The sequence below is a fragment of the Cupriavidus sp. 01L46 genome (assembly GCF_056399905.1).
Genome location: NZ_JBFTSF010000045.1, coordinates 40,944 through 53,577 on the forward strand (window position 1 = coordinate 40,944; position 12,634 = coordinate 53,577).

10 protein-coding genes are annotated in these 12,634 nt (G+C 66.2%); 5 read left to right on the forward strand and 5 right to left on the reverse strand.

Annotation, left to right across the window (positions count from 1 at the left end):
- Positions 1-129: 129 nt before the first annotated feature.
- The gene (locus AC1DS3_RS10815) at positions 130-2,109 is read left to right on the forward strand and encodes a monovalent cation:proton antiporter family protein (RefSeq protein ID WP_477127147.1); all 1,980 of its coding nucleotides are present in this window, start codon (positions 130-132) and stop codon (positions 2,107-2,109) included.
- Between the two features lie 36 nt (positions 2,110-2,145).
- On the opposite strand, the gene AC1DS3_RS10820 is transcribed toward AC1DS3_RS10815, so the two are convergent.
- Both AC1DS3_RS10820 and AC1DS3_RS10825 read right to left on the reverse strand, forming a co-directional pair.
- A complete protein-coding gene (locus AC1DS3_RS10820; RefSeq protein ID WP_477127148.1) occupies positions 2,146-2,529 on the reverse strand; it encodes a ribbon-helix-helix domain-containing protein in 384 nt (127 codons plus the stop codon).
- Positions 2,530-2,597: 68 nt separating this feature from the next.
- Complete coding sequence (locus AC1DS3_RS10825) at positions 2,598-3,176, reverse strand: DJ-1/PfpI family protein (RefSeq protein WP_006159426.1); 579 nt, start codon at positions 3,174-3,176, stop codon at positions 2,598-2,600.
- Positions 3,177-3,337: 161 nt separating this feature from the next.
- Here AC1DS3_RS10825 and AC1DS3_RS10830 point away from each other — a divergent pair, with 161 nt between their 5' ends.
- Positions 3,338-3,910, forward strand: a complete 573-nt coding sequence (locus AC1DS3_RS10830; protein ID WP_441632342.1) for an adenine phosphoribosyltransferase — start codon at positions 3,338-3,340, stop codon at positions 3,908-3,910.
- 317 nt (positions 3,911-4,227) lie between these two features.
- The gene (locus AC1DS3_RS10835) at positions 4,228-5,913 is read left to right on the forward strand and encodes a Na/Pi cotransporter family protein (RefSeq protein ID WP_441632344.1); all 1,686 of its coding nucleotides are present in this window, start codon (positions 4,228-4,230) and stop codon (positions 5,911-5,913) included.
- Positions 5,914-5,952: 39 nt separating this feature from the next.
- Here the strand turns inward: AC1DS3_RS10835 and AC1DS3_RS10840 are convergent, their stop codons facing one another.
- The 3 genes from AC1DS3_RS10840 to uvrA all read right to left on the reverse strand — a co-directional run bounded on the left by AC1DS3_RS10840 (position 5,953) and on the right by uvrA (position 9,767).
- On the reverse strand, positions 5,953-6,438 hold the full coding sequence (locus tag AC1DS3_RS10840; protein ID WP_441632346.1) for an adenosine-specific kinase: 486 nt from the start codon (positions 6,436-6,438) through the stop codon (positions 5,953-5,955).
- A gap of 111 nt (positions 6,439-6,549) precedes the next feature.
- Positions 6,550-6,897, reverse strand: a complete 348-nt coding sequence (locus AC1DS3_RS10845; RefSeq protein WP_441632348.1) for a hypothetical protein — start codon at positions 6,895-6,897, stop codon at positions 6,550-6,552.
- 5 nt (positions 6,898-6,902) lie between these two features.
- Entirely contained in the window at positions 6,903-9,767 is a 2,865-nt protein-coding gene (gene uvrA / locus AC1DS3_RS10850) for an excinuclease ABC subunit UvrA (protein ID WP_477127149.1), read from the reverse strand.
- Between the two features lie 383 nt (positions 9,768-10,150).
- Here uvrA and AC1DS3_RS10855 point away from each other — a divergent pair, with 383 nt between their 5' ends.
- Together AC1DS3_RS10855 and ssb are read left to right on the forward strand one after the other, a co-directional pair.
- Positions 10,151-11,407: an MFS transporter gene (locus AC1DS3_RS10855; RefSeq protein WP_441632351.1), complete on the forward strand. Its 1,257-nt coding sequence runs from the start codon at positions 10,151-10,153 to the stop codon at positions 11,405-11,407.
- Positions 11,408-11,604: 197 nt separating this feature from the next.
- Positions 11,605-12,165 carry a single-stranded DNA-binding protein gene (ssb, locus tag AC1DS3_RS10860; protein ID WP_441632353.1) on the forward strand — a complete coding sequence of 187 codons (561 nt, stop codon included), beginning with the start codon at positions 11,605-11,607 and terminating at the stop codon, positions 12,163-12,165.
- The last annotated feature ends 469 nt before the right edge of the window (positions 12,166-12,634 follow it).

The window sequence follows — 12,634 nt, forward strand, 5'->3', positions numbered from 1 at the left end:
TGCGATGGCGCTTGGGCTGTTCCTGGGATCGGGCGGCCGGAGCGGCCATCGCGCTTGCCGTAATCCGCCGGCAGGGCCGCCCGCACCGGGCCGGCCCGGTGCCCGGCGCGGCGTACCCTGACCCTGTCGATGCACTCTCCGCTGGACCTTACCCTTGTCCTGCTGGCCGCCGCCGTGTTTGGCGTGGTCGCGTTTCGCATGTTGCAGTTGCCGCCGATGCTGGGGTACCTGGTCGTGGGCATCCTGATCGGGCCGCACGCGCTCGGCCTGGCCAGCGATACCGCGCAAACCAAATACCTGGCCGAGTTCGGCGTGGTCTTTTTGATGTTCTCGATCGGCCTGGAGTTCAGCCTGGGCAAGCTCAAGGCGATGAAGCGGCAGGTCTTCGGCCTGGGCGGCTCGCAGGTGGTGCTGTCGCTCCTGGCCGTGATTCCGGCGAGCTGGGCGTTCAACTGGCTGTTTCCGCTGTCCTGGCAGGCCTCGGTGGCGCTGGGCGGCGCGCTGGCCATGTCATCCACCGCCATCGTGTCCAAGATGCTGTCGGAGCGCCTGGAGCTGGAGAGCGAGCACGGGCGCAACATCATCAGCATCCTGCTGTTCCAGGACCTGGCCGTGGTGCCGCTGCTGATCGTGATCCCGGCGCTCTCGCGCGATCCGGGCGACCTGATGATGGCGCTGGGCCTGGCCACGGTGAAGATCGTGGTGGCCCTGAGCCTGATCTTTTTCGTCGGCCAGCGTCTCATGAGCCGCTGGTTCCACATCGTGGCGGCGCGCCGCTCGCAAGAACTGTTCATGCTCAACCTGCTGCTGGTCACGCTGGGCATGGCCGCGCTGACCGAGCGGCTCGGCCTGTCGATGGCGCTGGGCGCCTTCATGGCCGGCATGCTGATCTCCGAGACGCCCTATCGCCATCAGGTGGAGGAGGACATCAAGCCCTTCCGCGACGTGCTGCTGGGGCTGTTCTTCGTCACCATCGGCATGCTGCTCAATATCCATGTGGTGCTCGATCACTTGTGGCTGGTGCTGGCGCTGCTGGTGGTGCCCATTGTCTTCAAGCTGGTGCTGATCTCCGGGCTGGCCCGCTTGTTCGGTTCGCGCCAGGGGGTGGCGATCCGTACCGGCCTGGGCCTGGCGCAGGCCGGCGAGTTCGGCTTTGTGCTGCTTAACCAGATCGACGGCCTGAACCTGGTCGACCCGGTGCTGATCCAGGTCATCCTGGCCTCGATGCTGTTGTCGATGCTGGCGGCGCCGTTCCTGATCCAGTACAGCGACGCCATCGTGCTGCGCTTTACCGCCAACGAATGGCTGATGCAGTCGCTCAACATGACGCGCATCGCGGTGCAGAGCCTGCAGACCGAGAAGCACGCCATCATCYGCGGGTTTGGCCGCAGCGGCCAGAACCTGGCGCACATGCTGGAGCGCGAGGGCATTACCTATGTGGCGCTGGACCTCGACCCGGACCGGGTGCGCGAAGCCGCCGGCGCGGGCGATACGGTGGTGTACGGCGATGCGGGCCGGCGCGAGGCGCTGATCGCGGYGGGCCTGCATCGCGCGGCAGCCTTGATCATCACTTACAACAACACGCCCTCGGCGCTGAAGGTGCTGCACCATGTGCAGGAACTGGAGCCGGCGCTGCCCGTGATCGTGCGCACCATGGACGACTCGGAACTCGACATCCTGCAAAAAGCGGGCGCCACCGAGGTGGTGCCGGAAAGCATCGAGGGCAGCCTGATGCTGGCCTCCCACGCGCTGGTGCTGCTGGGCGTGCCGATGCGGCGCGTGGTGCGCGGGGTGCAGGAGGCGCGCGATGCGCGCTACAGCCTGCTGCGCGGCTACTTCCACGGCCGCGACGACGAGGAAGACATGGTGGAGCGCGAGTCCGTGCGGCTGCACTCCATTTCGCTCGGCCCGGAGGCCACGTCGGTGGGGCGGCGCCTGGGCGCGCTCGGGCTGGATCGTATCGGGGTGGAAGTGACGGCGGTGCGCCGGCGTGGCATCCGCGCGTTCGATCCGGAGCCCGATACCGTGCTGGAGCCGGGCGATATCGTGGTCTTGCGTGGCCAGCCAGAGGCGCTGGAAGCGGCCGAGGCGCGCATGCTGGCGGGCTGAGCCTGCGCTACGCGCCCAGTGGCCGCAAGTTCGGGTTCATGCCGCCACGCGGCTGCCGGTGTGCGCCTCTTCCGCCCACGATGGCGGCAGGCCCTCCAGCACGGAGCGCGCGTCGAGCGAACCGATCGGGATGCGCGGGTCGGCGGGAATGCGGCCTTCGCCTTGCAGCATCAGGTAACGGAGGCAGCATAYGCGCAGGAAGGACGTGAAGTTTGCCGCCTCGCCCCGGTAGGCCACCAGTTCGTCGTGCAGCCGGGTGATGAGCTGGCTCACGCTCATGCCATCGCGCCTTGCCAGCGTTTCGAGCACTTCCCAGAACAGGCTTTCCAGCCGGATGCTGGTGGCCACGCCATGCAGCCGGAGCGAGCGCGACTGCCCCTGGTACGACTGCGGGGTGGCCCGGATGAAGATTTCACACATAGAAGAACTCCCGTGCTTAACGGCCCGCGATAGCCCTAGGCAGGCTCGCGGGCCGCGTTCGGTAGCCTCTAATGTACGATCCTGGTGCCCAGGACGGCAAGGAACTGCGCCAGCCATGCCGGGTGCGCGGGCCAGGCCGGAGCGCTCACCAGGTTGCCATCGGTGTAGGCCTGGTCGACCGGAATGTCGGCATATTTTCCGCCCGCCAGGCGCACTTCGGGCGCGCAGGCCGGATAGGCCGAGCAGGTCCGGCCTTCCAGCACGCCGGCCGCGGCTAGCAGCTGGGCGCCGTGGCACACCGCTGCAATCGGTTTGTTGGTGCTGGCAAAGTGCCGCACGATCTCCAGCACCCGCTCGTTCAGGCGCAGGTATTCGGGGGCCCGCCCGCCCGGGATGACCAGCCCGTCGTAGGCTGCCGGATCCACATCGGCAAAGCTCGCGTTCAGCGCGAAGTTGTGGCCGCGCTTTTCGCTATAGGTCTGGTCGCCCTCGAAATCATGGATGGCGGTGGGGCAGCTGGCGCCGGCCGCCTTGTCGGGACACACCGCATGGACCGTATGGCCCACCATCTGGAGCGCCTGGAAAGGCACCATGGTTTCATAGTCTTCGGCGTAGTCGCCGACCAGCATCAAGATCTTTTTCGCCATCGCTGTCTCCTGTATGGTTACGGTTGTCCCGGGGGAGCCGCGCCGCAAAGCGTGCCGTCCTCCCAGGCGTTGCCCATTGTGTTGCCGTTTGCGGCAGCCCGGGTGGTAACCCATTACCGCATCCAGCCTGCCGATTTGGCGGGCTGCCCGAACGAGTCCCCATGCCCAACACCACCATCCAGTCGTCCGCCCTTGGCGACGTTACCCACTACCTGCGCGAACGCATCCGTACCGTGCCTGACTGGCCGCAGCCCGGCGTGATGTTCCGCGACATCACGCCGTTGCTGCAGGATCCCAAGTCCCTGCGCGTGCTGATCGATGTCTTTGTGCACCGCTACATGGACACCAAGCTCGACGTGGTGGCCGGCATCGACGCACGTGGCTTTATTCTGGGCGCCATCGTGGCGTACGAGCTGAACCTGGGCTTCGTGCCAATCCGCAAGAAGGGCAAGCTGCCGTTCGAGACCGTGGCCGAGGAATATGAGCTGGAGTACGGCAGCGCCACGGTGGAGATCCACGCCGATGCCTGCAAGCCGGGTGACCGCGTGCTGCTGGTGGACGACCTGATCGCCACCGGCGGCACCATGATGGCTGGCCGCAAGCTGCTCGAGCGGCTGGGCGCCACCGTGGTGGAAGGCGCCGCCATCGTCGACCTGCCCGAGCTCGGTGGCTCGCGCCACCTGCTGGATAGCGGCCTGCCGCTGTTCACGGTTTGCCGCTTTGACGGGCATTGACGCGCATTGACGCCCGATCTCCGGGCGGCACGGGCGCCGCGCTGCCTTTGGTTTTGCAACAAAATGCCTCAAGCTGTAATAATATGCCAATTACGGCGCCCCCGGCATTGGCCGCCAGGCTTCGCCCCGCGGCACTTGCTACGTCCGGCGTGAGCGGCTTGCGCATTGGGCTTGCGGCCATTTTCGCAGCGTGGACATGGCGTTGCCCACACATGCCGGCAGGCGCATAATGCCCCATTGACAACGATACGATGGCCGGGCGAAATCTTGCGATCCGCATTGGAGGCACCGGTCACATAAGGGCATAAGGGCGCAGCATGGGCGTACTACTTCATTTGCTTTCCGGCGTGGCGCTGCTGGTGTGGGGCACCAACATCGTCAAGGTCGGCATCCTGCGCGTGTATGGCGCCAACCTGCGCCACGTGCTCTCGTCCAGCATTTCCAACCGGTTCACGGCCTTCGCCGCCGGCCTCGGCGTGACCGGCCTGGTCCAGAGCAGCAACGCGACCGCCGTCATCGTCAGCTCCTTCGTCGGCCAGGGCCTGATTGCCGTGGCGCCGGCGCTGGCCATCATGCTGGGCGCCAACGTCGGCACCGCCATCATGGTGCAGGTGTTCTCGCTGGACCTGTCCTGGCTGTCGCCGCTGTTGATCTTCGTTGGCGTGATCCTGCATCTGTCCTGGAAGGGCAACAAGCCTGGCCACGTGGGCCGCGTGCTGATCGGCCTGGGGCTGATCACGCTGGCGCTGGAGCTGATCTCCATTGCCACCCGCCCCGTGGTGGAAGCGGCTGGCGTCAAGGTGTTGTTCGGCACGCTCACCGGAGACCCGACGCTGGACATGCTGATTGGCGCCTTCCTGACCATCCTTTGCTATTCCAGCCTGGCGGTGGTGCTGTTCTGCGGAGCGCTGGCCTCGGCCGGGGTGGTGTCGCTGCATGTGGCGATGGCGCTGGTGCTGGGCGCCAACCTGGGCTCGGGCATTTCCGCGCTGCTGACCACCTCGGGCAACAACCAGCCCGGCAAGCGCGTCACGCTGGGCAACCTGCTATCGCGCCTGCTCGGATGCGTGATCGCGCTGCCCTTGCTGGGGCAGGCCGAACACCTGCTTGCGCTGGTCGATGCCGATCCGCAGCGGCTGGTCGTGAATTTCCACCTGCTCTTCAATGTGGCGCTGGCGGCGCTGCTGCTGGGCGCCACCGGTCCGCTGGCGCGCCTGTGCGAGGCGGTGCTGCCGGGCCGCAACACCGGCGACAGCCAGGTCACCCCGCGCCACCTCGATCCCGCCGCGCTGCCCACGCCGGCGCTGGCGTTGTCCAATGCCGCGCGCGAGGTGCTGCGCATCGGCGACCGCATCGAGCAGATGCTGGACAACATGCTGCGCGTGCTACGCACCAACGATGCCAAGCTCGCCACCGCCACCTGCCGCATCGACGACGAGGTGGACGATCTCTACACCGCGATCAAGCTTTACCTGACCCGGATCAGCCTGGAGGCACTGGATGAGCGCGACGGCCGGCGCTGGACGGAAATCATCTCGCTCACCATCAACCTCGAGCATGCCGGCGACATCATCGAGCGCATCGTGCAGGACGCGCGCGAAAAGAAGATCGCCCACAACCTGGCCTTCTCGGAAGCCGGCATGCAGGAGATCTCGCAGATGCACGCGCGCGTGGTGGCCAACCTGCGGCTCGGGTTGTCGGTCTTCCTCTCCGGCGACCTGAAAAGCGCGCAGCAACTGATGGCGGAGAAGGCGACCTTCCGCGAGATGGAGCGCCAGTACGCGCGTACCCACCTGCAACGCATCGCAGTGCAGACCGCCGAGAGCATCGAGACCAGCTCGCTGCACCTCGACGTAATCAGCGATCTCAAGCGCCTGAACTCGTTGTTCTGCGCCACCGCCTATCCGGTGCTGGAAGACGCTGGCGTGCTTAACCGCAGCCGCATGAAGGAAGACGATGGCGAACCCCCAGCCAGGGCGGTGCCGTCCGCGCAGGCGCACTAAGGCGGCACGAAGGAGCCACTGAGGAGCCACTAAGGAGGGCTACAGCTTGTAGCCGATCTCCCGCAGCAGGTTCCGCCGCGCGGCAATGTCAGCCTCGGTTTCCAGCCCGAGCGGCGAGGCGCCATCCACCACGCCAAGCACCGCGCGCCCCTGCGCGGTCTGCGCTACCACCACCTCGGTCGGGTTTGCCGTGGCGCAATAGATCCGGCACACCTCCGGCACCGCGCGCACGGTCGCGAGCACATTGACCGGATAGAAGCCGTCGCCGAGGAACACCAGGAAGCAGTGGCCGGCGCCGATTGCCAGCGCGTTCTGGCACGCCAGGTCGATCATCGCCTCGTCGGTGCCGGACCAGCGCACAAGGCGCTTGCCCGAGGCCTCGCAGAACGCCAGTCCAAAGCGGATGCCCGGCACCGCGCCGGCCAGCGCCTCGTGGATGTCGTCCACGGTCTTGATGAAGTGGGATTGCCCGAAAATGAAGTTGGTCGCCTCGGGCTTGGCGATCGGCACTACGGTGAGTTCCATGGCCGTGCTCCTGCATTGGCCTGTGCCAGCCCCGGAARGGGCTTCAAGAGGCGCGGCCTTCCGCAGTCTATGGTAGGCCGGGCAAGGTCGAATGCAAGGCGCCGCGCGGGCCTACTTCGAGGACCGCGGGCGGCGTCTGCGGCGCGCGCGCTGCAGCATCGCGGCGATGGCCACAAGCACGGCAGCCCCGCCCAGCGTCAGCGCCAGATTGCCGGATACGGCGCCGCTCGCCTTGGCTGGTACCCGGGCAGCGCTGGCGGCGCTGGCCTCCCGGGCGGCTTGCGCGGGCGGGGCGGATGCCGCTGGCGCGGCAGGTTCATCGAGCGCTCGCGCCGCCGGCGCGGCCAGGTCGATCGGCGTGACGGTGGCCTGCGCCGCAGCCGGGCCGGCAACGGCTGCGCTGCCGAGCAGCAGCGCGCATTGCCAGGCGCGCAGGATGAGGGGGGAACCCGTGCGCATTGTGGTCAGCGGCGCTCGAGCAGCGGCGCCAGGTACTTGCCGGTGAAGCTCGCGCGGCTAGCCGCCACCGTTTCCGGCGTGCCCTTGGCGATCACCTGGCCACCGCCCGCACCGCCCTCCGGGCCCATGTCGAGCAGCCAGTCCGCGGTCTTGATCACGTCCAGGTTGTGCTCGATGATGACCACCGTGTTGCCCTGGTCGCGCAGCTTGTGGATGACCTTGAGCAGCAGTTCGATATCGTGGAAGTGCAGGCCCGTGGTGGGTTCGTCCAGGATGTAGAGCGTGCGGCCGGTGTCGCGCTTGGACAGCTCCAGCGACAGCTTGACGCGCTGCGCCTCGCCGCCCGAGAGCGTGGTGGCGGACTGGCCCAGCCGGATGTAGCCAAGGCCCACGTCCAGCAGCGTCTTGAGCTTGCGCCGCACGACAGGCACCRCCAGGAAGAACTCGTGCGCGTGCTCGACCGTCATGTCGAGCACTTCGTGGATGTTCTTGCCCTTGTAGAGCACCTCTAGTGTTTCGCGGTTGTAGCGCTTGCCATGGCAGACGTCGCAAGGCACGTACACGTCCGGCAGGAAGTGCATCTCGACCTTGATCACGCCATCTCCCTGGCAGGCCTCGCAGCGCCCGCCCTTGACGTTGAACGAGAAGCGGCCCGGATCGTAGCCACGCTCCTTGGCCGACGGCACGCCCGCGAACAGCTCGCGGATCGGCGTGAACAGGCCGGTGTACGTCGCGGGGTTCGAGCGCGGGGTGCGGCCGATCGGGCTCTGGTCGACGTTGATGACCTTGTCGAAATGCTCCAGCCCKTCGATGCGGTCGTGCGCGGCCGGCTCCGCCGTGGAGCCATACAGGTGGCGCGCCACCGCGTGGTAGAGCGTGTCGTTGATCAGCGTCGACTTGCCCGAGCCCGACACGCCGGTCACGCAGGTGAGCAGGCCCACCGGGATCTCGGCGCTGACGTTGCGCAGGTTGTTGCCGGTGGCGTTGATGATGCGCAGCAGCTTTTCCTCGTCGGGCGCAGCGCGCTCTTTCGGCACCTCGATGCGGCGTGCGCCGGACATGTACTGCCCGGTGAGCGAATTGGCCGACTGCTCGATCTGCTGCGGCGTGCCTTCGGCCACGATCATGCCGCCGTGCACGCCGGCGCCCGGGCCAATGTCGACCACGTAGTCGCAGGCGCGGATCATGTCTTCGTCGTGCTCTACGACCAGCACGGAGTTGCCGATGTCGCGCAGGTGCTTGAGCGTGCCGATCAGGCGGTCGTTGTCGCGCTGGTGCAGGCCGATGGACGGTTCGTCCAGCACGTACATCACGCCCGTCAGGCCGGAGCCGATCTGCGACGCCAGCCGGATGCGCTGTGCCTCGCCGCCCGACAGCGTGTCGGCGCTGCGCTCGAGCGACAGGTAATCCAGCCCCACGTTGTTGAGGAAGTTCAGGCGCGCGCTGATTTCCTTGACGATCTTGTCGGCGATCTCGCGCTTGGCGCCGTGCATGTCCAGCGTGAGGAAATAGGTGAGCGCGTCGCGCAGCGGCCAGCCGTTGATCTCGTAGATGGCGCGCGCCTGGTCGTTCTCGCCCAGCTTGACGTGGCGCGCCTCGGTGCGCAGGCGGGTACCGTGGCAGGCGGGGCAGGCMTGGTTGTTCTGGTACTTGGCGAGCTCCTCGCGCACCGCGATGGAGTCGGTCTCGCGGTAGCGGCGTTCCAGGTTGGGGATGATGCCCTCGAAGGCATGCTCGCGCACGGTGGTGCGGCCACGTTCGTTCATGTAGGTGAACGGGATTTCGACGTCGCCCGAGCCGTGCAGCACGACTTCCTGCACCTCGGCCGGCAGGTCCTCGAAGGCTGTATCGAGCTCGAAGTCGTAGTAGGCCGCCAGGCTTTGCAGCATCTGGAAGTAAAACTGGTTGCGGCGGTCCCAGCCCTTGATGGCGCCCGAGGCCAGCGACAGGTTGGGGAAGGCCACCACCCGCTTGGGGTCGAAGAAGGTGATCTGGCCCAGGCCGTCGCAGCTCGGGCAGGCGCCCATCGGGTTGTTGAACGAGAACAACCGTGGCTCCAGTTCCTGCAGCGAGTACGAGCAGATCGGGCAGGCAAACTTGGAGCTGAATCCGTGTTCCTGGTTGGTGTCGATCTCCAGCGCGATGGCGCGGCCGTCGGCCAGGCGCAGCGCGGTCTCAAACGATTCCGCCAGGCGTTGCTTGATGTCCGGGCGCACCTTGACGCGATCCACCACCACGTCGATGGAATGCTTCTCGGTCTTTTTCRGCTTGGGCAGCGCGTCCACCTCGTAGACCACCGCCGGCGCCTCATGCGTGGTGCCGCCGCCGGAGCGGATGCGAAAGCGCACGAAACCCTGCGCCTGCATGGTGTCGAACAGGTCAGAGTGCTCGCCCTTGCGGTTGGCCACCACCGGCGCCAGGATCATCAGCTTGGTGTCTTCCGGCAGCGCCAGCGCGGCGTCGACCATCTGCGAGACGCTTTGCGCCTGCAGCGCCAGGTTGTGGTCGGGGCAGTAAGGCGTGCCGGCGCGCGCGAACAGCAGCCGCAGGTAGTCGTGGATCTCGGTGACCGTGCCSACGGTYGAGCGCGGGTTGTGGCTGGTTGCCTTCTGTTCGATGGCGATCGCGGGCGATAGTCCCTCGATCAGGTCGACGTCCGGCTTCTCCATCAGCTGCAGGAACTGGCGCGCGTAGGCCGACAGCGACTCCACGTAGCGGCGCTGGCCCTCCGCGTACAGGGTGTCGAAGGCGAGCGAGGACTTGCCCGATCCGGACAGCCCGGTAATCACGATCAGCTTGTTGCGCGGCAGATCGAGATTGATGTTCTTCAGGTTGTGGGTACGGGCACCACGGATTCTAATTTCTTCCATATACCGATTGTCTTCGCCAGGCGGGGCCGCCRGTCGGGACGACAGGCCGGGTCTCACGGAATTTCAAGAAAAAAGCATGCCAGCATGGCTGCAGCCGGCGTCAGGCCAGCCTCAGGCCGGGCTTTGCCAGCCCGCGCCGGGGCTTGCGGTGTCCGGTCCGGACCCGAAAGCGCAGCAGAGCAAACCTGTTAATATACCGAACTTCGGTTTCCGGGGGTTGCTTGGGCCATTAGTCTGCGCCCTGCGGCAACGGTGGCAGAAGCGCCGCAACTTCCGCTCCGGCCATGGATCGAAGTTGTCGCCGCCCCGTCAGCATTGGGGTGATGCGGTGCGTGCGCGGTGCACGACCCGGCAATCCGTCATAGAAATTCCCCACGATCGCAATGTCGTCGATCCATAGCTCCTCCCAAGATGCGGCCAAGGCCGACGTTTCCAAGGTTCAGCCCGCTGCCGGGCGCGACCGCATGACCGGCATGGAAGTGCGGGCCAGCATTTCGCTCGCCAGTATTTTTGCCCTGCGCATGCTGGGCTTGTTCCTGATCCTGCCTGTGTTCGCCGAATATGCGCATGGCCTGCCCGACGGGCACGACGCCCAGCGCGTGGGCCTGGCCATGGGCATCTACGGCCTGATGCAAGCTTTCCTGCACATTCCTCTCGGCTGGCTGTCCGACCGCGTCGGCCGCAAGCCGGTGATGGTGGCGGGCCTGCTGCTGTTTGTCGCCGGCGGGCTGGTGGCGGCCAACTCCGACACGTTGTCCGGCATCATCATCGGCCGCTCGCTGCAAGGCATGGGCGCGATCTCCGCGGCCATCACCGCCTGCATCGCCGACCTGACCCGCGAGCAGCATCGCACCAAGGCCATGGCCATGGTGGGCGGAAGCATCGGCCTGACCTTCGCGCTGTCGCTGGTGATTGCCTCGCCGCTGCTGCACAGCATCGGCATGCCCGGGATCTTCACGCTGATGTCGGTGCTGGGCGTGGTCGCCATCCTGGTGACCCTGTTCCTGGTGCCCACGCCGCCGCCGCCGCATCCTGTGCGGCTGCCGTTTCGCAGCGTGCTGCTCAACCCCGACCTGATCCGCCTGAACGTGGGTGTGCTGGCACTGCACGCGTCGCAGGTGGCCATGTTCATGGTGGTGCCGGCCATGCTCAGCGATGCCGGCATGCCGCTGGACCAGCACTGGAAGGTCTACCTGCCGGTGGTGCTGGTTTCCTTCGTGCTGATGCTCGCGCCGATGATGGCCGCCGAACGCTATGGCAAGGTGCGCCCCGTGCTGCTCGGCGCGGTCGGCCTGATGACCGCGGTGCAGCTGCTGTTTGCCGCCGTGCACGGCCTGTGGGGCATCGTGGGCGTGTTGCTGCTGTTCTTCGTGGCCTTCAACGTGCTGGAAGCCATGCAGCCCTCGCTGGTGTCGCGCTACGCCGCCGCCGCGCGCGGGGCTGCGCTTGGCGTCTACAACACCACGCAGGCGATGGGCCTGTTCCTGGGCGGTGCCGTGGGTGGCTGGCTGCTCAAGCACGAAGGCCGTAGCGCGGTCTTCATCGGCTGCGCCGTGGTGCTCCTCCTCTGGCTTATAATCGCCTGGAACATGAAGTCGCCGCCGGCCCGGAAAAGCAGTGCCCAGGCCGTCGCTGCCTGAGGTTGGCAGCTCGCGGTCATTAGTCCGCAAGGGCTGCCCGCATCACTTCGTATAGCTTTTTGCCGTAATTAGGCACTAGCATGACCGCGCGCCCGACTTCTTGGCCGGGGGCGCGTTATTCGTTTACGCATCAGTCAACAGTCAAGGCATCGCCACGCCGCTTGCAGCAGAGGGCGTGGCCCTGGGAGAACATTCACATGGCATCGATCAACAAAGTCATCCTCGTCGGCAACCTGGGCGCGGATCCGGAAACCCGCTACCTGCCCAGCGGCGACGCCGTGAGCAACATCCGCCTGGCGACCACCGATCGYTACAAGGACAAGACCAGCGGCGAGATGAAGGAAGCCACCGAGTGGCACCGCATCGCCTTCTTCGGCAAGCTGGCCGAGATCGCCGGCCAGTACCTGCGCAAGGGCTCGCAGGTCTATATCGAAGGGCGCATCCGCACCCGCAAGTGGACCGACCAGTCCGGCGTGGAAAAGTACAGCACCGAAATCGTGGCTGAGCAAATGCAGATGCTGGGCTCGCGCCAGGGCATGGGCGGTGGTGGCGGCGGCGGCGGTGGCGACGACATGGGCGGCGGTGGCTACGGTGGTGGCCGCGAATCGTCGGGCGGCGGCGGTGGTGGTTACGGCGGCGGTGCACGCAGCGGTGGCGGCCAGGCCGCCGGTGGCCAGCAAGGTGCCGGCGGCGCGCGTCGCCAGCAGCAGGCTCCGTCGAATGGCTTTGAAGACATGGACGACGATATTCCGTTCTGACGGTTTCGTAACCAAAAGGTGTAAAGATCAGCCCCGCCAAAAGCGGGGCTTTTTCGTTGCAGTCAATGCCTTGGTAAGCATTGAGCGGCGTAAACTTTGCTGTGGATGATTCGCCGCTTCGGGAAAAGCTCTGTTCGTTGGCATATGGATCGGGGTGTGAGGGCCCGTTGGCCCCGTGCACATCGCAATCCCTATGTCTTCGTCAATCGGTTTGGCGACGCCATGGAGGGCCCCGTGGCTATCGATAGATTATCGAGACGCTGCGCGCGGCCTACCCCGATCTCGGTCCGCTGTGCCATCACGTGCTACGGCGAAAATGGGCAAGCGCAGATTTATGAAGTTACCAGCTTAGGCGCCGACAATAGAAACCAATCGGCAAAGGAAGGTCGTATTCGCGCGCAGGGCGGAGCCTATATCAAAGACCGGAGTACCGGTGCATTGGCCCCTGTCCAAGAGATATCAAAAGTTG

Coding starts and splice junctions, on each gene's coding strand:
- AC1DS3_RS10830 (WP_441632342.1), top strand. CDS start 3,338: ATGCCCAACACCACCATCCAGTCGTCCGCCCTTGGCGACGTTACCCAC.
- AC1DS3_RS10845 (WP_441632348.1), bottom strand. CDS start 6,897: ATGCGCACGGGTTCCCCCCTCATCCTGCGCGCCTGGCAATGCGCGCTG.
- AC1DS3_RS10855 (WP_441632351.1), top strand. CDS start 10,151: ATGTCGTCGATCCATAGCTCCTCCCAAGATGCGGCCAAGGCCGACGTT.
- AC1DS3_RS10835 (WP_441632344.1), top strand. CDS start 4,228: ATGGGCGTACTACTTCATTTGCTTTCCGGCGTGGCGCTGCTGGTGTGG.
- AC1DS3_RS10840 (WP_441632346.1), bottom strand. CDS start 6,438: ATGGAACTCACCGTAGTGCCGATCGCCAAGCCCGAGGCGACCAACTTC.
- AC1DS3_RS10825 (WP_006159426.1), bottom strand. CDS start 3,176: ATGGCGAAAAAGATCTTGATGCTGGTCGGCGACTACGCCGAAGACTAT.